This is a genomic window from Pectobacterium parvum (genome assembly GCF_020971565.1).
Taxonomy (GTDB): Bacteria; Pseudomonadota; Gammaproteobacteria; order Enterobacterales; family Enterobacteriaceae; genus Pectobacterium; species Pectobacterium polare.
Genome location: NZ_CP087392.1, coordinates 581,934 through 604,511 on the forward strand (window position 1 = coordinate 581,934; position 22,578 = coordinate 604,511).

At 48.1% G+C, this 22,578-nt stretch carries 13 protein-coding genes and 2 pseudogenes; 10 read left to right on the top strand and 5 right to left on the bottom strand.

Annotated features, from left to right (window positions below):
* Positions 1-25: 25 nt before the first annotated feature.
* From gntR to LOZ86_RS02605, 4 genes and pseudogenes are all read left to right on the top strand, one after another.
* Complete coding sequence (gntR, locus tag LOZ86_RS02590) at positions 26-1,021, top strand: gluconate operon transcriptional repressor GntR (protein ID WP_039484773.1); 996 nt, start codon at positions 26-28, stop codon at positions 1,019-1,021.
* 163 nt (positions 1,022-1,184) lie between these two features.
* Positions 1,185-1,283 (top strand): annotated as a pseudogene (locus LOZ86_RS21460) (DDE-type integrase/transposase/recombinase); the annotation flags it as partial.
* A 125-nt stretch (positions 1,284-1,408) separates the two neighbouring features.
* Positions 1,409-7,975 carry a hypothetical protein gene (locus tag LOZ86_RS02600; protein WP_039512683.1) on the top strand — a complete coding sequence of 2,189 codons (6,567 nt, stop codon included), beginning with the start codon at positions 1,409-1,411 and terminating at the stop codon, positions 7,973-7,975.
* A gap of 68 nt (positions 7,976-8,043) precedes the next feature.
* Positions 8,044-8,300 (top strand): annotated as a pseudogene (locus LOZ86_RS02605) (IS6 family transposase); the annotation flags it as partial.
* Positions 8,301-8,435: 135 nt separating this feature from the next.
* Here LOZ86_RS02605 and LOZ86_RS02610 read toward each other — a convergent pair.
* Complete coding sequence (locus LOZ86_RS02610; RefSeq protein WP_039484770.1) at positions 8,436-8,948, bottom strand: gluconokinase; 513 nt, start codon at positions 8,946-8,948, stop codon at positions 8,436-8,438.
* Positions 8,949-9,105: 157 nt separating this feature from the next.
* Between LOZ86_RS02610 and LOZ86_RS02615 the strand changes: the two genes are divergently transcribed.
* A complete protein-coding gene (locus tag LOZ86_RS02615) occupies positions 9,106-10,482 on the top strand; it encodes a GntP family permease (protein WP_039484767.1) in 1,377 nt (458 codons plus the stop codon).
* A gap of 341 nt (positions 10,483-10,823) precedes the next feature.
* Here the strand turns inward: LOZ86_RS02615 and LOZ86_RS02620 are convergent, their stop codons facing one another.
* Positions 10,824-11,417 carry a YhgN family NAAT transporter gene (locus LOZ86_RS02620; RefSeq protein WP_039484765.1) on the bottom strand — a complete coding sequence of 198 codons (594 nt, stop codon included), beginning with the start codon at positions 11,415-11,417 and terminating at the stop codon, positions 10,824-10,826.
* 299 nt (positions 11,418-11,716) lie between these two features.
* Between LOZ86_RS02620 and asd the strand changes: the two genes are divergently transcribed.
* Both asd and LOZ86_RS02630 read left to right on the top strand, forming a co-directional pair.
* Positions 11,717-12,820, top strand: coding sequence for an aspartate-semialdehyde dehydrogenase (asd, locus tag LOZ86_RS02625; protein WP_039474155.1), 1,104 nt, complete (start codon positions 11,717-11,719; stop codon positions 12,818-12,820).
* Between the two features lie 172 nt (positions 12,821-12,992).
* The gene (locus LOZ86_RS02630) at positions 12,993-13,793 is read left to right on the top strand and encodes an MBL fold metallo-hydrolase (RefSeq protein WP_039484760.1); all 801 of its coding nucleotides are present in this window, start codon (positions 12,993-12,995) and stop codon (positions 13,791-13,793) included.
* Positions 13,794-13,797: 4 nt separating this feature from the next.
* Here the strand turns inward: LOZ86_RS02630 and LOZ86_RS02635 are convergent, their stop codons facing one another.
* Entirely contained in the window at positions 13,798-14,286 is a 489-nt protein-coding gene (locus tag LOZ86_RS02635; RefSeq protein ID WP_131522962.1) for an amino acid permease, read from the bottom strand.
* Positions 14,287-14,326: 40 nt separating this feature from the next.
* Between LOZ86_RS02635 and LOZ86_RS02640 the strand changes: the two genes are divergently transcribed.
* Complete coding sequence (locus tag LOZ86_RS02640) at positions 14,327-14,722, top strand: hypothetical protein (RefSeq protein ID WP_052012070.1); 396 nt, start codon at positions 14,327-14,329, stop codon at positions 14,720-14,722.
* A 334-nt stretch (positions 14,723-15,056) separates the two neighbouring features.
* Here LOZ86_RS02640 and LOZ86_RS02645 read toward each other — a convergent pair whose 3' ends face one another.
* Together LOZ86_RS02645 and LOZ86_RS02650 are read right to left on the bottom strand one after the other, a co-directional pair.
* Positions 15,057-15,947 (bottom strand): hypothetical protein, encoded by an 891-nt coding sequence (locus LOZ86_RS02645; RefSeq protein WP_039484755.1) that lies wholly within the window; start codon positions 15,945-15,947, stop codon positions 15,057-15,059.
* A gap of 370 nt (positions 15,948-16,317) precedes the next feature.
* Positions 16,318-18,036: a sensor histidine kinase gene (locus tag LOZ86_RS02650; RefSeq protein ID WP_039484752.1), complete on the bottom strand. Its 1,719-nt coding sequence runs from the start codon at positions 18,034-18,036 to the stop codon at positions 16,318-16,320.
* Positions 18,037-18,422: 386 nt separating this feature from the next.
* Here LOZ86_RS02650 and glgB point away from each other — a divergent pair, with 386 nt between their 5' ends.
* Positions 18,423-20,600 (top strand): 1,4-alpha-glucan branching enzyme, encoded by a 2,178-nt coding sequence (gene glgB / locus LOZ86_RS02655; RefSeq protein WP_039484749.1) that lies wholly within the window; start codon positions 18,423-18,425, stop codon positions 20,598-20,600.
* The gene (glgX, locus tag LOZ86_RS02660; protein WP_039484747.1) at positions 20,601-22,577 is read left to right on the top strand and encodes a glycogen debranching protein GlgX; all 1,977 of its coding nucleotides are present in this window, start codon (positions 20,601-20,603) and stop codon (positions 22,575-22,577) included.
* Position 22,578: the final 1 nt, after the last annotated feature.

A 22,578-nucleotide genomic window follows, 5' to 3' on the forward strand; every position in this document is an offset into this window, starting at 1 on the left:
TGTTTTTCAGGCATTTTAGTCGACGATGAAGAAAAAAAGACCCGTTCTCCAGGACGTTGCTGACCGCGTTGGAATTACCAAAATGACGGTCAGCCGTTATTTGCGTAATCCCGCTCAGGTGTCTGCCGCGTTGCAGGAAAAGATCGCTATTGCATTGGATGAGCTGGGCTATATCCCCAATCTCGCGCCGAATATGCTCGCCAGCTCCACCAGCCGGGCGATTGGCGTGCTGCTGCCGTCATTAACCAATCAGGTTTTCGCCGAAGTCTTGCGCGGGATTGAACGCACGGCGGAAGCGCACGGCTACCAGACCATGCTGGCGCACTATGGCTACCATCCTGACAGAGAAGAACAGCGTCTGACGTCACTGCTGTCGTATCACATCGATGGGCTTATTCTGGCCGAACGAACCCACACGCCGCGAACGCGCCAGATGCTGGACGTTGCCGGCATTCCGGTCGTCGAGCTGATGGATTCCGTCTCGCCCTGTCTGGATATGGCTGTCGGATTTGATAACGTTGAAGCTGCCCGGCAGATGACGCTGCGTATGGTCGCGTTGGGGCATCGCCATATCGTCTATCTCGGCGCGCGTCAGGATGAGCGGACGATTATGCGCAGTCAGGGTTACGAGCAAGCGATGTGGGAAAGCGGGCTTAAGAGCTATTGCGTGATGAGCGAGCAGGCGTCTTCCTATTCGCTCGGTGGCGAACTGCTGCGGCAGACGCAGGCAGAATACCCGCAGGTTGATAGCGTATTTTGCACCAATGACGACTTAGCCGTCGGTGCGATGTTCGAATGTCAGCGGCAGGGGCTGCGCGTGCCGGATGACATTGGCGTAGCCGGTTTCCACGGGCACGACATTGGTCAGGCGATGGTGCCGAAGCTGGCTAGCGTACTGACGCCGCGTGAACATATGGGACGCGTCGGCACCGAACAGCTGCTGGCTCGTCTGCGGGGCGAGCCAGTCGCGCAGGATAGGGTCGATGTCGGCTTTACCGTGCTGGACGGCGAAAGCCTCTAAGCTGCTGTGTTAGCCTGCCGCGCGCAGTGCATCAACGCAGCGCTGCACGACGTCTTCTCGCGTGCCGTCAATATCGACTTTCAGGACATCCGGCTCATCGCTGCTCGGCGAAAAGTGACTGCGCTGGTACTGGCGTCAGACTTCTGGCTTCGGCTTATGACACCTCGATAAAACCTACGTGAAGGTCAACAGAAAGTAGGCTTATCTGTACCGCACCGTCGACAGCAGGGGCTGCACCATTGATTTTTATCTCTCTTCATCCCCAAGGTGAGATGCGTCTGGTGAGCAGAGTCTTTGACATGTAAGCCGGTAGTTACAGGACTAAAGGCTTACCCATCTTAATATTTGCAACAGTGCAAAAAATACACTGAAGAGAAACCGAAAGAGATGACACAGGTCAGTATGTATCAATTGGCCAGACAGGAAGGTGCAAGCGTTTTACCACCTAATGAGAGAGGGGGGCTAACGGCCGGAAGTAACAATGACCGTTTATTCGCTGTGATTCGCGAAGTGCACCTGCAAGAAGCTCAGGAATTCAGGCGAAAAGGGTATAACAGCAAGGTACCCGAAGTTGACGCAGAATTGCTGACGCAGCTTCGTGGCGTCCTGGTTGCTGCCAAATCACAACTTTGCTCCGAGGCAAGCGTCAGGAGGCCGCTGGGTTCTCTATGGCTTCTGGAACAGGTAGAACAGATAACACGTCTTTCCGACCACCTTTCAGCGGATGTCATAAAGCACTGGGTTGAGCGTGAGCTGCCGGGCAAAAATGGTGGGGAAGCAGCAGAGACTGAATTGGGAAGCCGGCGTACGGCTCAGTCGCTGGTCGAACGGCTGGAGTCAAACCTGCAGACGCTGATATGTGTTGTCCATACTCTGCGCGCTATTGATGACCACAACCTCCCAGACAAACGGCACGACATGCTTGTTACTGAGCTTACCGACGCGTTCTCCTCCAGTGATAAAAGTGCGGTGATACAGGCTCTGGTGAGGATGACGGCGGAGCCTTCAGGTCATACTGCCTGGGCTTCCCTTATGCAAGCCAGGGCAGAGGAATGGGAGGGCAGTTTGTCGACCACCGTCGATGCGATGATCGAGACCTTGCGGTATGAAGCGAAAAAAGCCAATCAAAAAGCCCGTGAGCTAAAGGGCGATTCACAGACCTTTTTTAGTCATGTTGCTGCATATCTCCAAAGTCTTTCCAGAGATTTGGCAAAAGCATCGATTAACACGTGCCAGAACGCTTCTTCCCCAGCCATGTCGTTCATGAATACAGATAAGATGGTCGCACCGTTGTCACGAGCAGACTCACTCACGCAGAGGATCAGGTCGGATCTCAAGAAAAAACAGAAGCAAGGAGAGATTGTCTCTGCACTGGCCAAAAATATGGTGTACAGGTGGGGGGGGGGCATACGGCGTGGCCATATGACTAAAGAACCATCAAAAAAACCTGAACATGTTATTACCGATTCCATCATCAGAAGTATTTTATGGCAGTGGCAGCAGCCAGCAATCAAACTTCAACATACCAGTGGTGCGTTGTTATCAAAAGTGAATGAACTGCAAAAAATTGCAGGGATGTTTGTACCGGTGGATTATAGGGAAAGCTTGCAGGTGAGCCGAAATACATCGGTTAGTCATGCGGGTGAGAATGACATGGATACGCAGGTTAGGGAATGGGTGAGCTACAGCATTGCGCAGGGAAAACCCGAAAACCAGCTAATTGCAAAAGTAGAGACGCTGGAGCGTTTGCTGGATGGTGACATAGCCAATGCCCGCAACCTAGTGAAGCGCTTGGGCATAGCGGAGGAGAGTATTCAGAATATGCTTCGGAGGCAGCGGGATGTTGTCCTGAAAATGATGGTTGAACACCTGCCTGCCGTTACCCTCTTCCTGGAAGCTATGGATGAATTACTGTTAGATATGGCAAGGAGCCTCACTGCGAGCATTACTGCTCTTGAAAAAGCCTGTCAGGTAGCGGAATACCCTACCCGCGACTTTGCTGAAGCCAAAAAACAGGCCGGTTACGCACAACAGCTGGCGATAAAGGTTAAAGAAAGTCTGTCGGCTGAGTCTGCACGGCTTACCGAAAGGCCATTGAATGAACATTCACGGAGTTCACGCCTTGCGAAACATTGGGCGAGCCTCGTTAATGAACAGTGCACTGGTAATGATCCGCTGCCTGATACAGAGCTGGTTTTTTCCTCCCTGAAAAAAGAGGGGCTATTAGTCGGAACCCTTTCAAGCGGAGATCCTGAGGGATATCTCTTCGCCACCCGGCTGACCAGTGAGCTTGAAAATGCCCGCAATGATGAGTTGAAGTTACCGATGAGCCCAGAACAATATACTGCATTAGAGAAGGGCCTTGTTGAGTATATAGTGAAGTGGGGGCAAAGGAGAACTGTACGCGGGATAACCCGTATCATTATTGAGCTGTCCTTTGAGCAGGCGCTGGATACGGTGTCGTTCAACGTGTCTAGCCTCTTCCAGCTACCCTATAAAACACTGAAGGCTTTGATAAAGATACCGTACGATGTTAATAAGATTAATAATTATACCATGCCCGGCCACGATAAGCCCTATAAGGCGATTGATGGTTTGCTAAAAAAAAAATTAAAGCAGCTTGGCTTTAATTTACTGATAGCGCCGGTACCTGGTGTGATCAAACTTGCGACAGGTGTTGGGGTCAGCACAGGCGCGGCCTTATATAATTTACATGTCGGGAATAGAGAAAAAACGTTCAGCGCGGTTTATCAACGTGTGACAGAAGGGAAACACAGCGAAAAAATAAAAATGGACTCAGTGGGAAGGATGATTTTTGATTCAGTTGCCGACAGCACCACTATGGTTGCTTTTAAAGGGGCACGAAGCACTTGGCAACGAGGGAAAAGTGAAAAAAAAATTATTCCCGATAACGCGTTCGTTAGCGAATATTTTGATGAAAGCAAGGAGAAGATGTACCCGCAAGCGCAGCGGAATGAAATAGTCGCCGAAAATAAGGAAGAAGCCGTGCCAGTGAGTCCCCCATCTTCGTTACATCAACAAGAAGATGTCAGGCCGTGCTCTGGTAATGATGTTTCGACTCCCTTAGTCAGATGTCGACGGGCTGTGATGGATAAGGTTGCCGCTCAGCCTCATGAAGAACCTAATATGGCTCCAGCCAATGCAATTCTGCAGTCAGAGTTTTTTAATCCTGAGCATGGAGAACGTTATCAAGATTTAACAGACAATAATAAAAAACAAACCTATTTATATGGCATTAAATTTATTTTGCTTAAAATAGAAGCAGATACATCTCTTTCGCGAAATATTAGAAATAATGCCTATAAAGCTAGGATCGGTATGAATATGGTCGTTCCTGTTGATATTGATGGATACAAGCTTAATAACACATTTCTTCTCCCTGATAATCCTGGGTCAAAATCTGGAATTCTTGTCAGTTTGGATTTAGAAAAACCGTATCATTATATCAGTAAAGGAGAAGATATCTGTGGATATATAATATTTTCCATGCCAGATATAGCTTGGAAAAGGAGATTTAGCCCACAAGGAGGAATACCCTCTGGCGTGACGAAACTTCAATTATTAAGAGATGGGAAGGTAAGTTTTGAAGATGAGTTCAATTCTTTTTCACCAAGGGCGATGAGTATTACTGCTCTTTCTGAAAGGCTCGCTAATATAATTGAGGAAGATTATAGTTCCACAGGAAAGGCTATAAAAAATAAATTGTTAATGTCCAGAGCGATTGCAGGAGCCCACACTCCTGTGTCAGAGGTCAGTGCAACCCCTGTAATATATCATGTTGAACTCACTTGGGATAACATGACTCCCGCAGAGTATTTAAATTCATTCGCAAAACCATTCTGCATTCTAAGCGGGAATATGCAGTTAATCTCCAGTTCTATTAAAGGGGAAACGATACAGGAAACAGAGCAGCATGTACATGAGGCTGAGTATATAGGGAGCTGGATTGACGCCACTGTCGGCGCAGTGACTGCATTTACGCCGCAAGGTGTTGTGCTCAATACTGCGCAATCAATAGCCGCTATTGCTGCTGATTTGACAGAAGGTAAGGATCCTGACGTATTAGCAATTGCTGGGGTGGTTTTAAATTGTATTCCGGGAGGAAGAATTGCAGCTAAAATAGGAAAGTTCAGCAGTATTGGCGGTAACGCTATTAAATATGGTCTGATGCTGGGAAATAAGGTTGTCGATCTTGCAACGGTAGGGAGAAGCATTAAGATAGCGGTGGATACTGGTGAGCCACTTGCTGTTTACCAGGCATTGCTGGCCAGCGGTATAAGTATTAAAAATTCTTATGAGATGGCAAATAATATCTCCTCAGATCTAAATATCAGCAAGACAATGGAGGAAAGTGCTCAGCTGATACAACTTGAAGCGCTCAATTGCAATACCGGCGATTATTATATGAGTTCAAGAATGCCAGTGCGCACATTCAGAATTGGACGGACAGAACTGAATGGTAGAATAGAAGGGGGAGAAATTGAGATATCCAGCGACAATGGCGTGAACTGGAGACGCGGAAACCAACTCCATTTGTTAGCATACCGACTGCAAAATGCTGGCGGTGTGTTAGGGCGTCCTGAAGCAGAAACACCCGAGCCTAAAAATGGAAGAAATTACAACGATTCGGTAGTTGCGGTGGATCATGAATCACTTGAGGAGAAAGTGTTTGACGAAAATTTAAAATTTGACTATATCGACAGTGAACTGAGCAGTACTGAGAGATATTTACAGCGTAAGATTTTTTCAGAAAGCCCCCATGCGGGAAGGATGCAGGCATTTCGAGATAATCCCAAGACATCTTGCTACGATGCGATGCTAGAATCATTTACTATTCTTGGTTCTCAACAAGAGAAGCCCAAAGTCATTGCTATGCTGATGTATAAAAATCCTCTGGATGAGGGTGCCGCCAATCATTATGCCACTCTTTTTACTAAAGATGGCGATAGTTTTGTTATTGATCCAACTATTCGTCAGTTTGATCCTGACCTTCCCGATAGTGCAACTATATTGCCATATTTAGCATGGGAAAAGGTAATGAAGGATAAAGCGGTAACGAGCGGGGATGGTATTATCATTATTAAAACGTGTGATAATCCTTTGCAAGCCAGAAGAATCGCAGGGGGATTGGATGGAGTGGTTGGGAGTTTTTATCAAACGGCGATGATCAATGAAAATGATATAAATATATTGAAATATAGTAATAAATTTAAAAATGCAATTATTTTAGAATTGAACTCGAAGGAGAAACAATTTCGTCAATCTAAAAATAACTCTAATGATGAAAAGAGTTTACAGAATTTACAGAAGGACATTAATACGCTTAAAAATCTTAAGGCGAAATTTAATTTAGTTTCCCCTAGTGAGGTCAATATTTCAAAAAAGATTGGCTTTCGGGCAATGTTGGTGCTATCTGACTATGCCTCTCATGAGAGGGAGGTTCCGGCGTTGACATCCGTAGGGGATGATAAAGATATTCTTACCAGTATCTATGGGAGGAATTATATAAAAGTAGCTAACGATAATTATGTGCAGGTTATAACCGATCCGACGGGTAATTATGCGCGAACAGCAAAGCTATTTCATAACAAAACTGAGAAAAAACTTATTCTGAAATTTAATACTTCAAGGAAAAGATGGGAGGCTTGTAGTAAAGAGGTGATTGAGCTTAATAACCTGATACAGTTATCAGATTCAGATTTTTCCTCTAAAGTTATCTATGAAAATACTGCTTCAAGTATGATTAACGTAGAGGAGAATGATGATGCCCTAGCGGGTCCAAGCGGACAGGTTATAGATAATACGAATAAATATATATCAGAGTTTGTCCCTGTCGCTAAAAATAATATTAGTCACTTAATGGTAAAATTTTCTCAGACAGAAAAATTCAATAATTTCTTTAGGGGTAATAAATATTCTGTACTTAAGGGTTTTGACTCTGAATACAAAGAAATGGAAAACACTTACTTCCCTGAAGTTATTCCTATAATTGAAAAAGGGTGCGATTTTTCGGAAAGTATTGTTCAAAAAGCATTAAATAGACTGTCAGAATCTAAAAATAATCCTGAAGTTATGAAAGAGTTACAAGCATATTTTTCCGGGGCACTGGGTACAACAGATAAAAAGATAATTTCTGAAGCCGTTAGCAGAATTTCGCTTATAGCAGAAAATGCGCAAGAAATAATGAACTTTAGCAAAGGGAATAATTATAATAACATAGCCATCAGCAGTAGTATCAGACCATTAAACCCTACTACCAACAGTTTTTCAGATACTTTCAAAAGAGAAGAACTAAAAACAAAAACGGTGGCATTTGTTTTTCCTGGAGATAACGGGAATACCATTTCCATTAATGGAGATATGATTTCAGTAGGCATCAGAGATTACCCTGATCGTAGTAAATATGTAGGTTATACTTTACTGCATGAAACTTCTCATTTAGCGACAGTAACTTCAGATTTTAAATATTTCCCTACATCCAGAAAAAATACTGATAATGCTGAGATGATAAAAAATTCCTTTGTTGAGGCGATAAATAAAAAAAATCTCGATATATCTGAATTAAGTAAATTTATTACCCAAGTTAGTAAGGTCAATCGTCAGTTTGGCCTAGGTCATGACGATGAGATCTATGACGCATTGAAAACGGATACTATGTTACGGTCGAATCTCATGCTATCTAATGCTGATAGCGTTGCCGCTTATCTTATCGATATCGCTAATGAGAGAACATTTAATACTGATTCACCCAGATTACTGGAGCCAGAAATTACGCTTGCCGCTTCTGGTGTGGAACAGCAGGGCAAGGTTAAAGTGGGACCACCGCCAGTAAATATTTCCAGAAAAAAATATAAACGCTCGGCGCAAAATCAGGAGCCCGCATTAAATTTCAACTTGGTATTTCTGACTTTACTTATCGATCAGGCTCTTTAAAAATGGCACTATCGCAAAGGTTCCAGTTACTATAATTTTCCCATATTATTCAACACTATATATGCGGTATGAACATATTCAAAGGTCGTCACTTCATCCAAGATATCATCCTGTGGGTCGCCCGCTGGTATTGCAAATATGGCATCCGCTATCGAGAACTGCAGGAAATTCTGGCCGAACACGGTGAGCATTGACCCTACTATGCTTTACCAGTGGGTTCAGCGTTATGCGCCTGAAATGGAAAAGCGGCTGCGCTGGCTTCGGCTTATGGCACCTCAATGAAACCTACGCGAAGGTCAACGGAAAGTGGGCTTATCTGTGTCGACAGTAGGGATTGCGCGTGCCGGAAGATATTGGCACCGAACAACTGCTGGCTCGTCTGCGGGGCGAGCCAGTCGCGCAGGATAGGGTCGATGTCGGCTTTACCGTGCTGGACGGCGAAAGCCTCTAAGCTGCTGTGTTAGCCTGCCGCGCGCAGTGCGTCAACGCAGCGCTGCACGACGTCTTCCCGAGTGCCGTCAATATCGACTTTCAGGATATCCGGCTCATCGCTGCTCGGTTCTTCCAGCGCATCGAACTGGCTTTTCAGTAGATCTGTCGGCATGAAGTGACCTGCTCTGGCTTTATGACGCTCCAGAATCAGCTCAAAGCTGCCTTTCAAATAGATAAACACCATCTTTTCGTTGCCTTCGCGCAGGCGGTCACGGTAACGCTTTTTCAACGCGGAACAGACGATGATGCCGGTCTCGTTTTTGTGCGCCAGGCTGTAGGCAACATCGCTGAGTCGCTCCAGCCACGGTGCGCGGTCGTCGTCATTCAACGGCGTACCGCTGGCCATTTTCTGGATATTCGCGCGCGGATGCAGATCGTCGCCGTCAATAAATTTTGCCTGAATGGCGCGGCCAAGTTCAGCGCCAACTGAGGATTTTCCACTGCCTGATACGCCCATCAGAATAATGCTTCGACCTGACATAATTTGATCTCTATCTCAAAATGTAAATTAAATGGTGTTTGATAGTTCCTGATTTTAACATGTTACCCGTATCATGTTACCGGTATCAAATGATGGTGTGATACACCTCACAAACAATCAGCCAATCCAGACCGGGTGCCTAAAGAGATTATTAACGATGACAGAAATAACATCCGCCTATAGCGCCAGTGTGCTATTAACCATCGCCGCAGGTGCGGTCGCGCTGTTACTGGTACTGATTATGCGCTTCCGCGTCCACGCGTTTTTGGCGTTGACGCTGGTGAGCCTGATCACGGCGCTAGCGACGAAAACCCCTTTTGAGAAACTCGTTCCTACGCTGCTCAGCGGTTTCGGCAGTACGCTGGCATCTGTTGCCTTGCTGGTTGGTCTGGGGGCAATGATTGGTCGCCTGCTGGAAGTGACCGGTGGTGCAAATGTGCTGGCGGATACGCTAATCAATAAATTTGGTGAGAAACGTGCGCCTTTCGCGCTGGGTCTTGCCTCTCTGCTGTTCGGCTTCCCGATCTTTTTCGATGCCGGGCTGATCGTCATGCTGCCGATTATTTTCAGCGTGGCGAAACGTTTTGGCGGCTCAACGCTGACCTATGCGTTCCCTGCTGCGGGCGCATTTGCCGTTATGCACGCCTTGCTGCCACCGCATCCCGGTCCGGTTGCTGCCAGTGAACTGCTGGGTGCCAACATTGGCCTGCTGGTGCTGGTTGGTGCCGTGATTGCTTACCCTACCTGGTATCTGGGCGGTTATCTGTTCGGCCTGTGGGCAGGTAAGAAATTCCATTTGCCGTTGCCGTCTACCTTCCTGACCGAAGTTAAAGCGGATGAGAAGCATACGCCGCCAGCGTTTGGCGTGGTGATGTGGGTGCTGTTGCTGCCGCTGATCCTGATTTTCCTCGATACCGGATTGAATACCTTGACGGTAATGGGCGTCATCAGCGGCGATAGCGGTCTGGTACAGTTCCTGCGTATGTTAGGGAAAACGCCGATTGCACTGCTGATTACGGTCTTGTTTGCCATGATTATGTTTAGCGGCCAGCATAGCCGTCGACACCTTGAGAAGATCTGTGAAGGCGCGCTGGGTCCGGTTTGTTCGATTATTCTGGTCACCGGTGCGGGCGGGATGTTCGGTGGCGTTCTGCGTTCCAGCGGTATCGGCAATGCGCTGTCTGGCGCACTGGCGGATACCGGTATGCCGGTGATCGTTGCCGCGTTTGTGGTGTCTGCTGCACTGCGTGTGGCGCAGGGTTCTGCAACGGTAGCACTGACGACCACGGCGGCGCTGATGGCACCGGCGGTAGCGGCGACGCCTGGCCTCAGCCAGTTCGATCTCTGTTTTATCGTGGTAGCGATTGCGGGCGGTGCGACCGTGCTGTCGCATGTGAACGACTCAGGCTTCTGGCTGGTTGGCCGTTTCCTCGAAATGGATGAGAAAACGACCCTGAAAACCTGGACGGTGATGGAAACGCTGCTCGGCACCATCGCGTTCCTGATCGCGTTAGTGGGAAGTATTCTTCTTTGATGTGTTTAACCTTCTTCTTACAGGGGAAGGTTTTGACATTAATCCGGCGTAAAAATTATGCAGCGGTGATCATGAGCACCGAGTGAGCGGCATGGACGCCGCGAAAGCCAGTGCCGCGTATGGAACGCGTCACTGGCGGCTCGAATTGTGCTCATGAACACCGATGGCATCGCGTAGCGGCATGATTTAGCCGGAAGCCTGGGTTCGCAGGGCGGCGGCGACTGAGCGCCCTGCGTCGGGCGCGTGCTACGGGGTAGCATGGAAATGACGGTATTATCGCGCACGAAACCGTCTCTTAGTCGGCATAAAAAATGTGACTAAGGCACAGGGTAACAACGCGGCTATAACTTCATATAAGCACGGATGCCGTCGAGGAACATCTGCGTCGATAGCATCACCAGAATCAGGCCCATCAATTTCTCCAGCGCACTCACGCCTTTCTCACCTAGCAAACGTAAGAACAAATCAGACATCAGCAGGATGATGAACGAAATCGTCCAGGCGATAAACAGCGCCAGCGTCAGGTGAGGTAGCTGATTGGGATACTGGTGAGACAGCAGCATCAGCGCCGCGAGGATCGACGGCCCCGCGACCAGCGGAATCGCCATGGGCACCAGAAACGGTTCCTCTCCGGCAGGCAGACCGCTGCTATTGCCTTCCTGCGAAGGGAAAATCATACGAATCGCGATGAGGAACAGCACGATACCGCCGGAAATCGACACGGTTTCGGTGCGCAGATTCAGGAACGCCAGAATGTGTTCACCGGCGAACAGAAAAATCAGCATCAGTCCGAGTGCGATCAGCATTTCACGGATCAGCACCACACGTCGACGTTTGGGGTCGAGGTGTTTGAGTACGGACATGAAAATCGGCAGGTTGCCGAGTGGATCCATAATGAGCAACAGCAGCACTGTTGCGGAGATCATTTCTGTCATTTTGGTTTTTTACTCCCGAAACCTTGTTTCCTGACCTGGGCCATCTTTACGGGCTGACCAACGTGATTATCCTGCGTCAGGTTGATGATATTAGAATGACTGCTGAAAAAGGGCGTACTATCGAATAAATTCACTTGCGACTTTATGTACATTTTGTAAGGTTGAATGACACGATTATTTACAGGTTTACGACACGACGCGCGCGCGACCTCTGCGGGAGATCACCGAGCCAGCAATCACTAAGCGCTATCGACGTTAGCCAGAATTCTTTTTGTTACCCCCAAAGCAGGACAGTTACCATGAAAAATGTTGGTTTTATTGGCTGGCGCGGTATGGTCGGCTCGGTTCTCATGCAGCGCATGGTGGAAGAACGCGACTTTGATGTGATTCACCCGGTATTCTTTTCGACTTCTCAGCACGGCGACGCTGCTCCAGCGCTGGGCGGTCATAAAGGCGTGTTGCAGGATGCTTATAATATCGAAGCCCTGCGCGCGCTGGACATCATCATTACCTGTCAGGGCGGCGATTATACCAATGAAGTTTACCCAAAGCTGCGTGAAAGTGGCTGGCAGGGTTACTGGATCGACGCCGCATCCTCACTGCGTATGAAAGATGACGCGATTATTATTCTGGATCCGGTGAACCACGGGGTGATTCAACAGGGTCTGGATAAAGGCATCAAAACCTTTGCAGGCGGTAACTGTACCGTCAGCCTGATGCTGATGTCATTGGGCGGCCTGTTTGCTAACAATCTGGTGGAGTGGGTTTCTGCTGCGACGTATCAAGCGGCTTCTGGCGGCGGTGCGCGTCACATGCGTGAACTGCTGGCCCAGATGGGTTCGTTACACGGTGAAGTGGCGAAAGAGCTACAGGATCCTGCTTCTGCGATTCTAGATATTGAGCGTAAAGTGACAGCGCTGACCCGTAGCGGCTCACTGCCGACCGATAACTTCGGTGTGCCATTGGCGGGCAGCCTGATTCCGTGGATCGACAAACAGCTGGATAACGGCCAGAGCCGTGAAGAGTGGAAAGGTCAGGCGGAAACCAACAAGATTCTGAGCACCAGCAGCGTCATTCCTGTTGACGGTCTTTGCGTCCGTGTCGGCGCACTGCGCTGCCACAGCCAGGCGTTCACCATCAAACTGAAAAAAGACGTCGCGCTGCCGGAAATCGAACAGCTGCTGGCAACCCACAACGACTGGGTGAAAGTGGTGCCGAATGATCGCGACATCACCATGCGTGAACTGACGCCTGCTGCGGTAACGGGCACGCTCTCCACGCCGGTGGGTCGTCTGCGTAAGCTGAACATGGGGCCGGAATACCTGTCCGCCTTCACGGTTGGCGATCAGTTGCTGTGGGGAGCCGCTGAACCGCTGCGCCGTATGCTGCGCATCCTGCTGTAATCCTGCTGCTTTTCTGGCGCAACATCGGTTGGTGTTGCGTCATATCTTGATGAACGTCATACGTGTTACATGAATGCCGCAAAGCGTCAACCGTCTGTTAGATTAGTTAGCGACAGTTGCCCAGTCCGCGCTCATAATGCATTGAACTATAGTGGAATGGGATTCCCTGTATATGACATTAAAAATGAGCGTGTTAGTTGATAACCATAAAGCTGTTGGTGCTGATAATAATCTGATAACCAGACCAGGATTTAGCCTCCTTCTTCGCTCTGGTACCGATTCCGTTTTATTTGATACAGGTCCAGACGACACTTTCCTTCACAACGCGAAATTGATGGGGATATCATTGGATTCGTTATCTGCTGTTGTGTTGTCTCATGGTCATTATGATCACTGTGGTGGTGTAAAATGGTTGCTTGATAATACGAAAATCATTTGCCATCCGAATATAAACAGTAAGCGTTATGCGGCACTTGATTTTATGGGGCACATAAAAAAAGTAAAATCTTTATCAGTCAATAACGATTATTCTCGGTTTGCTATGCAATACACTCGCGTGCCTTTTCAAATAAGCGAAAAATTGATATGGTCTGGTGAAATCAAAGTTGATAATCCTGTCGCTTACGGTTATTTAGAAAAAGAAGAGAGTGTGCCTGACTATATTGATGATGAAGGTGCGCTCATCTATCTTTCTTCAAAAGGTCTCGTTATTATTACGGGGTGTGGGCATCGAGGGATTATTAATATTGTTCGTCATTGCCAGAATATTACTGGGGTCCGTCATATCCATGCTTTGGTCGGTGGTTTTCATCTCAGACGTGCATCAGTTATGAAATTATTGGAAATAAGGCGATTTCTGAAAATAATAAATCCAGACTTTATTATGGGATGCCATTGTACTGGTCACTGGGGACGATTGTGGCTACCAGAATGTAGCCATCCAGCAACCGGAAGTGAGATTGTAATTTCATGATTTTTTATGGGTAAATAAAAAATAATACGGTAATTCCACTGCATAATACAAAAGATGCAGTGGCCTTCATTACATATCCCCCATTTTTTATAAAATAAACTGAAGGGATGATAAATACGGTTGCTATAATGATAGGAACAGACAGGTTGGAGATTATTTTTATAATGCTTGGATTTATTGTTCCAACAGCGATACAAATTATAGCATTAACAATAAGAACAAAAAATCTATTTTTAAAACCTAGTGACTCAGCACTGTCTACTATTCCCATTAATGTTCCGGCATATGCACCGGAGGTTACGCAAGCTATCAAAAGCGTAGATGCGATACAGATAATGTAGTTATTGGTGTGTTTTGCCGCATATGATAGAGCGTCATTATTATTTTCTTTTATAATAAATAAATCATGGATAGAAAGCACCTTGCTTAGAGAAAATATTGTCAGAGACACAAATAAAAAAATAATAATTACTCCAGTAATAATTGTGCTCACATCTTTCTTCGCATGGCTATCCATTCTGGAAAAACGCTGGATGCATGGTGAAAAATTAAATATAAATAAAACAATTGGGATAAGTGAAAATAGGTTTATGTTACTATCCATAATCGTTGATGGGGGAGTATATCTAGGCTGCGAAGTTATAAAAAAAGTAGAAATAATTAGAATGATAATCACGGAGGGTAAAAATATTTTTGATATTAATTTCTCTATTTCTTTGTTGTATTTGAATGAACCCATTGAAAGTATATATATTATTATGCACGAAATTAAAAATCGATTAGTGAGCGAGTCTTCAAAATATCCAATGATAAGATTGACGAGAGTGATGAAATTTATTAAAGCAATCAATAACATAGAAAACAAAAATAGCAAACATAAAACTCTAGCAGCATGTTTTCCTATGAATAGTGATGTGGAGGTAAGATAATCATTCTGTGGGCATGCTCTGATGAATTTTAAAAAAAGAATATGTGCCAAACATGAGGTGATTGCTGCAGAGATCATAAGGAATAAAAAATAGTTTGTTCCAACAATATTAGGCCCGACAGACTGGGGGAGAAAAAATATTCCGGCACCAAATGCGGTCGAAAAAAAAGTTACGGGCCAATAAAAGTAAGATATTCTCATATCAATCTTCCTAGTGTTGCTAGTTGCAAATGTTCAACTAACTCAGTCCATATGTGTCATATTTCAAGCTGTATGTGCGTTGGCAATGCTTCACCGTTTGCCTACAACTCGAGCTATTTAGGGCATAAATGTGTCTATTGAAAGCAAGATTTACCAAAAAATACTAATAGTGAGGGAAGTTCAAAGTCATCGTAAAATGCTGATGCTGCACGATAACCGTTAAGAACGTTTTGCTTTGAGCATAAAGGGAATACACCAATATGTGACGTATAGTTGTCTGCAGTTTTATTTGGGGAGATTCGATATCTTATCGCTCGGAATGTCGCTGCATTACCTGCTACACAGGTTGGTTTATTGTTTTTTATAACTTCGAATTCTTCTCCTCCTACATTCATGTATAAAGTTTCGTTTATTTTTTTAAATAACACATTATTCTTTTGGTTTTTTATATGTCGTTTAAAACGATCCGCCATATTTTTTTCACTAACGTAAAACGATGTGATATCCGTGTTGTTTTTCATACAGCTATCTTTAATATAACGGTTGATCCTCTCTGGTATAATATAGGGGGATGTCGCTATTTTTCTAAAATGATTTTCTTTACCTATTTCACTTCCATCACTTTTTTCCATGTAAAAATCATTAATTTCCATTAAAAAATCAGGTTTTATTTTAAACTTCTTTATAGATTTTATGATGTAATCGATACAAAATTTTGCAGACCTTTCAACTTCTGGACTTACAGAAAATCGGTCATTAAGATTCACAACGGTGTGCCCACCTGATATGATAATTTTCTCACTGAGATAATGTGGTGATAGTTCAAGCAGTGTATTTAAATTATTTTCATTTATGTTGTTGTTAATAACTTCAGTGATACCTGATTTGTCCGCTTTGTACACAATGAAACGATCCTCATCTTTCCAGCCTTTTTTACAGTTACACTGATAATCTTCAAAAATAATTTTTTCTGCTGTTTTATAAAACTCAATATTTTTTAAAGGCATTAATTCAAGATCTGGCATTTCCTATTCCTCACAATAAAAGACATTATTATAGTCTAATTGAAACTAAAATTTGTGAGCAGTAAGTTTTTATTATCGATGGTAGATAGGAATGTTTATGGGGATTGATGTATGTCAATTTTTCAGCAAAAAAATTACTTTCTTGATAATAATCTCATTTTTTTATATTAAAGCGCCCCGAATACCTATAAGTAAACGCTGATCTTTCCGACGTAGACTTCTCTCTTCAACTGAGATTTTTCTACATAGATGTAAAAATAAGCCTTGTTAGCACACGTTAGGCTATATTTAAAATAAAATAGATAATGCAAATATTATTGCATTATCTATAAGGATGGCAGGTAAGGAGAGATCGTCTCTGATTGTGCGTTTACGCCACGCTATCCAACTGTTCCAATGCCTGACGGGGTGAGATCAGTGGGACGCGAACTTCTACGCGGGTGAATTTATCCGCTTCGCTGACTACCGTGATGCCATAGCGGTTGCCGTAGCGTGCTTTGATGCGGCGGTCGACCAGATTCATACCTAACCCATCGCCGCCGCTGCGGGGCTGATAGGTGCCAGCGTTATCTTCTACGGACAGTTCCAGCGTGTTGGCGTGCAGGCGTCCGCTGATGTGGATGTGCCCGTTTTCAATCATCTGCGAGATACCGTGCTTAATCGCATTTTCGACAATCGGTTGCAGGGAAAACGCGGGTAATCGCGCCTCACGCAGCGCTTCCGGCAGCGAAATGTCTACGGTCAGGTGATCGGCAAAGCGCGCCTTTTCGATTTCGAGGTAGGCGTTAACGTGCTCCAGCTCGTCATTAAGCGACACTTCATCGTTGCTGCGCTTGAGGTTTTTACGGAAAAACGTCGATAGGGACAGCACCAGCTGGCGAGCGTGAGCAGGATCGCGTCGTATCACCGCGGACAGCGTATTCAGTGCGTTAAACAGAAAATGCGGGTTGACCTGCGCGTGTAGCAGCTTGATTTCCGACTGGGCCAGCAGCTGTTTCTGCTGTTCAAAACGGCCCGTCAGAATCTGTGCGGAAAGCAGGTGGGCGATCCCTTCCCCTAGCGTGCGGTTAATGCTGGAAAATAGCTTATTCTTGGGCTCATAAAGCTTGATCGTGCCGACAACGCGCTGATCTTCGCCCCGCAGCGGGATCACCAGCGTGGAACCGAGTTTGCAGTGTGATGAAACCGAACAGGTATAAGACACCTCGTTGCCGTCGGCGTACACCACCTGATTGTTATCTATCGCCCGACGGGTGTGTGATGACGTGATAGGCGCGCCGACGTTGTGGTGGTCGTCGCCCAGTCCGATGAAGGCCAGCAGCTTGTCACGATCGGTAATGGCTACGGCACCCACACCTAACTCTTCATATAAAATACGGGCAACGCGCATACTGTTTTGCGGGTTAAATCCCTGACGCAGCGCCCCTTCGGCGCGGGCGGCGATTTGCAGCGCCTTGGCGGAAAACGCGGAGGTGTATTTTTCAAAAATGGCGCGTCTGTCGAGCAGGATGCGCATGAACATGGCAGCACCGATGGTGTTGGTGATCATCATCGGTAAGGCGATATCTCGAACCAGTTCAACCGCATTATCAAACGGACGGGCGACCAGCAGGATAATCGCCATTTGTAGTATCTCCGCAACCAGCGCGGTCAGGCCGACGACGAGGGGCTGAAACAGCAGGTCGATGCGGTTGCGGCGTGCCAGATAGCGGTGTAACAGCCCGCCGAGCAGGCCTTCGGCAATCGTCGACAGCATACAGGCCAGCGCGGTCATGCCGCCCATCGAATAGCGGTGTAATCCACCCGTTAACCCGACGAGAAAACCGACAGAAGGGCCGCCCAGCATGCCGCCGAGCACGGCACCCGTCGCGCGGGTATTGGCAATAGAATCGTCTATATGCAGGCCGAAATAGGTTCCCATAATGCAAAACATGGAAAAAACCAGATAGCAGACCAGCTTGTGCGGCAGACGGATGGTGACCTGCATCAGCGGGATAAAAAGCGGTGTTTTACTGAGCAGATAGGCGATAACCAGATAAACGCACATCTGCTGTAAAAGGGAAAGAATCAGATCAACCTGGCTAACCATGGACGGGGTCTCTTCACACACAATTTGCAACATACATAATCGCCAAATTGTACTGCTTTTTGCTAGCGGACGAATCGATCTTTGAACAAAAGATGCTAATCATCCTCTGTCATAACTTATTCATATAAATATAAACGGAAAATTTCATCCGTTCTCGGATATTTCTCCGTTCTTTGACTACGCTGAATTAGGGGGCGTGGTTCAAGAACTCTTTCATAGTATTCATTATTTTTACACGACGCCGTTATTCATTAGCAAGCTAATAACTCGTTATTTTTATTGGCTTTTTGTTAAAAATAAGTAACGGGAGAATATAAGCGCAGTGTAATGCGCTTTTTATATTACTTATTTATTTAATTCAAATGGTTAATCAGAGGATGGATACCATGTCAGCGTTTTCTGAGGCGATTAATTCACTTATTTCCGGGCATTATGCCGACCCGTTTTCGCTGTTAGGTATGCATCATTCCTCCAAAGGTCTTGAAGTTCGGGCACTGCTGCCGGATGCGCAGGCAGTCTGGGTTGTGGATGCCAGCAATGGACGAAAAATCGTCGAGCTGGATCGTGTAGACGAACGCGGTTTTTTTTGTGGTCTGGTGCCGCGTCGGAAAAATGCTTTTCACTATCAATTGGCCGTGACCTGGGGTGAAGAAACCTGGGTGATTGAAGATCCCTACCGTTTTGGCCCGCTGTTGCAGGATATGGACATTTGGCTTTTGGCCGAAGGCACGCACCTGCGACCTTACGAGCGGCTAGGCGCACATCTGGAAACGCTGGACGGTGTTGAAGGCACGCGCTTTGCCGTCTGGGCACCGAATGCTCAGCGCGTTTCCGTGGTGGGGCAGTTCAACTTCTGGGATGGCCGACGTCACCCGATGCGGCTGCGACAGGAAAACGGTATTTGGGAACTGTTTCTGCCCGATGTGAAAGCAGGGCAGCTCTACAAATATGAAATGATCGACAGCCACGGCAGCGTCCGGCTGAAGGCCGACCCGTATGCGTTTGAAGCGCAGATGCGCCCAGATACCGCATCGCTGATTACACCGCTGCCCGAGAAAGTCCCGACCAACGATGCCCGGCGTGAGGCGAACGGTCTGCGTTCACCCATTTCCATTTATGAAGTTCACCTCGGTTCCTGGCGGCGGCATACGGATAACAATTTCTGGCTGAGCTATCAGGAACTGGCGAATCAACTGATTGATTATGTGCAGTACATGGGCTTCACGCATGTGGAGCTGATGCCAATTAACGAACACCCGTTCGATGGTAGCTGGGGTTATCAACCGCTGGGGCTGTATGCGCCCACCCGTCGTTTCGGCACCGCGTCGGAGTTCAGAGCCTTTGTTGATGCGCTCCATGAGGCGGACATCAACGTTTTGCTGGACTGGGTGCCGGGGCATTTTCCCGGCGACGAATACGGTTTGGCGCAGTTTGACGGCACCGCGCTGTATGAATATGCCGATCCACGCGAAGGCTATCATCAGGACTGGAATACGTTGATTTATAACTATGGCCGCCATGAAGTACGTAACTATCTGGCGGGCAATGCGCTGTTCTGGATGGAGCGCTATGGCATCGACGGCCTGCGGGTCGACGCCGTGGCTTCCATGATTTACCGCGACTACAGCCGCAGCGAAGGTCAGTGGGTGCCGAACCATTACGGCGGCAAAGAGAACCTCGAAGCTATCTCGTTTCTACGCTACACCAACCACATGCTGGGTCATGCGGCGCCAGCGGCGATCACGCTGGCCGAAGAGTCCACCGATTATCCGGGCGTCACGTTGCCACCGGACTGCAACGGTTTAGGATTTCACTACAAGTGGAATATGGGCTGGATGCACGACACGCTGACCTATATGCAGCTCGATCCGGTTCACCGCAAACACCATCACGATTTACTGACATTTGGCATGTTGTACGCCTATAGCGAGAATTTCGTGTTGCCGCTGTCTCACGATGAAGTGGTGCACGGCAAGCACTCGCTGCTGGATCGTATGCCCGGCGATGTCTGGCAGAAATTTGCCAATTTGCGCGCGTATTACGGCTTTATGTGGGCATATCCCGGCAAGAAGCTGCTGTTTATGGGCGGCGAATTTGCGCAAGGGCGTGAGTGGAACCACGACGCCAGTCTGGACTGGCATCTGCTGGATGAGCCGGAAGGCTGGCACCGCGGCGTGCAGACACTGGTGCGCGATCTCAACCACTATTATCGCCAGCAGCCGTCGCTGTATCAGCTGGATTTTCAGCCGCAGGGCTTTGAATGGCTGGTGGTGGATGACCGGGAAAACTCGGTCTTTGCCTTTATCCGGCGTGATGAGCAAGGCAACGAAGTGCTGGTCGTCAGCAACTTTACGCCAGTGCCGCGCTATGGCTATCGGATTGGCATTAACCAGCCGGGTGGCTGGCGAGAAGCGATCAACACGGATTCGGTTCACTACAACGGGAGTGATTCGGGCAATGTCGGGACGATTTACAGCGAGGAGCAGGCTAGCCACCAGCGTCAGCATTCTCTGGTTCTGACCATTCCGCCGCTTGCCACGCTGTATCTGGTGAAGGAGACATAAATGGCGGAATTGCAGACGGGCAAGCCGACGCCGCTGGGAGCCAGTTTTGATGGACAGGGCGTGAATTTCGCTCTGTTTTCGGCAGATGCCGAGCGGGTTGAGCTATGCGTGTTTGATGAACGTCAGCAGGAACAGCGCATCGAACTGACCGCACGCAGCGGCGATATCTGGCATGGCTATCTCCCCGATGCACTGCCGGGGCTACGCTACGGTTTCCGGGTCGATGGGCCGTTTGAACCGTCGCAGGGTTTGCGCTTCAATCCGCATAAACTGCTGTTGGATCCGTGCGCCCGCCAGCTCGATGGCTGGGTGGTGGATGACGCTTGCCTGCAAGGCGGGATTGACCAACGTGATGAGCGCGATAGCGCTGCCATCATGGCGAAGTGCGTCGTTACGGCTGAGGATTACGACTGGCAGGATGACCAGCATCCGCACACGCCCTGGAATCAGACGGTGATTTATGAGGCGCATGTCCGCGGGCTGACGCAGCTGCATCCCGATATTCCCGAAGATATTCGCGGTAGCTATGCGGCGTTAGGCCATCCGGTGATGATTGACTATCTGACATCGCTGGGTGTGACAGCGCTGGAACTGCTTCCGGTGCAGCAGCATGCGGATGAACCCCGGCTTCAGCAACTGGGGCTGCGTAATTACTGGGGCTATAACGTGCTGCTGCCGTTTGCCGTCGATAACAGTCTGGCGGCGGGTGACGACGCGCTGAATGAATTTCGCGATGCGGTGAAAGCACTGCATCACGCGGGTATCGAGGTCATTCTGGATGTGGTGTTCAACCACAGCGCCGAGCTGGACGTCGAAGGGCCTACGCTGTGCCAGCGCGGCATCGACAACCGCAGTTATTACTGGCTGGGTGACAACGGCGAATACCATAACTGGACCGGCTGCGGCAATGTGCTGCGCCTGAATCATCCGGCGGTGATGGATTGGGTGATGGACTGCCTGCGCTTCTGGCGCGAGGTCTGCCACGTTGATGGTTTCCGCTTCGATCTGGCAACGGTGCTGGGGCGTACCCCGGATTTTACCGCCGACGCGCCGCTGCTGTCCGCCATGAAAAATGATAGCCGCTTGCAGGGCTGCAAGCTGATCGCCGAACCGTGGGATATCGGGCATGGTGGTTACCAACTCGGTCAGTTCCCGACACCGTTTGCCGAGTGGAGCGACCGCTACCGTGACGACATGCGCCGCTTTTGGCTGCATGGTGATATTTCTCTCGGTGCATTTGCCCGCCGCTTTGCCGCCTCCAGCGACATCTTCCAGCAGCGCGACCGCCTACCTTACGCCTCTATCAATAAACTGACCGCCCATGACGGCTTTACGCTGCGCGATCTGGTGAGTTTCAACCACAAGCACAACGATGCCAACGGCGAGGGCAACCGCGACGGCACAGGCAGCAATTTCAGCAATAACCACGGTACGGAAGGGCTGGAAGCGGACGACGACATTCTTCAACGCCGACTGGCCAGCCAGAAAGCGTTGCTGGCGACGCTGATTCTGTCGCAGGGAACGCCGATGCTGCTGGCGGGTGATGAACTGGGACACAGCCAGCAGGGCAACAACAACGCCTACTGTCAGGACAACAAATTGACTTGGCTACACTGGGAAAACGCGAATAGCGCACTGCGTGAATTTGTCGCCGGATTGATCCAGTTACGCCGCACGATTCCGGCATTACAGCAGGAAACGTGGTGGCAAGAAGGGGATGGCGCGGTGCAGTGGCTGAACCGAGAAGGACAGCCTTTGACGCCGCAACAGTGGGAGCAGGGGGAGCACCAGCTACAGATTTTACTTTCCGGTCGTTGGCTCGTGTTGTTTAACGCCAGCCTGCATGCCGGTGCGTTCATTTTGCCAGAAGGCCACTGGCAGGTTTCACCGCCGTTTGATGAGACGAATCCGCCTGAGGGTGGAATTTGGCACGGACAAGCGCAAGCGGTAGGCGTCTTGATAAAACAGACCGCCTAAG

Excerpts from the sequence above, each read along its gene's own strand:
- gntR (WP_039484773.1), top strand. The coding sequence starts at position 26 with ATGAAGAAAAAAAGACCCGTTCTCCAGGACGTTGCTGACCGCGTTGGA.
- LOZ86_RS02600 (WP_039512683.1), top strand. The coding sequence starts at position 1,409 with ATGACACAGGTCAGTATGTATCAATTGGCCAGACAGGAAGGTGCAAGC.
- LOZ86_RS02610 (WP_039484770.1), bottom strand. The coding sequence starts at position 8,948 with ATGTCAGGTCGAAGCATTATTCTGATGGGCGTATCAGGCAGTGGAAAA.
- LOZ86_RS02615 (WP_039484767.1), top strand. The coding sequence starts at position 9,106 with ATGACAGAAATAACATCCGCCTATAGCGCCAGTGTGCTATTAACCATC.
- LOZ86_RS02620 (WP_039484765.1), bottom strand. The coding sequence starts at position 11,417 with ATGACAGAAATGATCTCCGCAACAGTGCTGCTGTTGCTCATTATGGAT.
- asd (WP_039474155.1), top strand. The coding sequence starts at position 11,717 with ATGAAAAATGTTGGTTTTATTGGCTGGCGCGGTATGGTCGGCTCGGTT.
- LOZ86_RS02630 (WP_039484760.1), top strand. The coding sequence starts at position 12,993 with ATGACATTAAAAATGAGCGTGTTAGTTGATAACCATAAAGCTGTTGGT.
- LOZ86_RS02640 (WP_052012070.1), top strand. The coding sequence starts at position 14,327 with ATGCATGGTGAAAAATTAAATATAAATAAAACAATTGGGATAAGTGAA.
- LOZ86_RS02645 (WP_039484755.1), bottom strand. The coding sequence starts at position 15,947 with ATGCCAGATCTTGAATTAATGCCTTTAAAAAATATTGAGTTTTATAAA.
- LOZ86_RS02650 (WP_039484752.1), bottom strand. The coding sequence starts at position 18,036 with ATGGTTAGCCAGGTTGATCTGATTCTTTCCCTTTTACAGCAGATGTGC.
- glgB (WP_039484749.1), top strand. The coding sequence starts at position 18,423 with ATGTCAGCGTTTTCTGAGGCGATTAATTCACTTATTTCCGGGCATTAT.
- glgX (WP_039484747.1), top strand. The coding sequence starts at position 20,601 with ATGGCGGAATTGCAGACGGGCAAGCCGACGCCGCTGGGAGCCAGTTTT.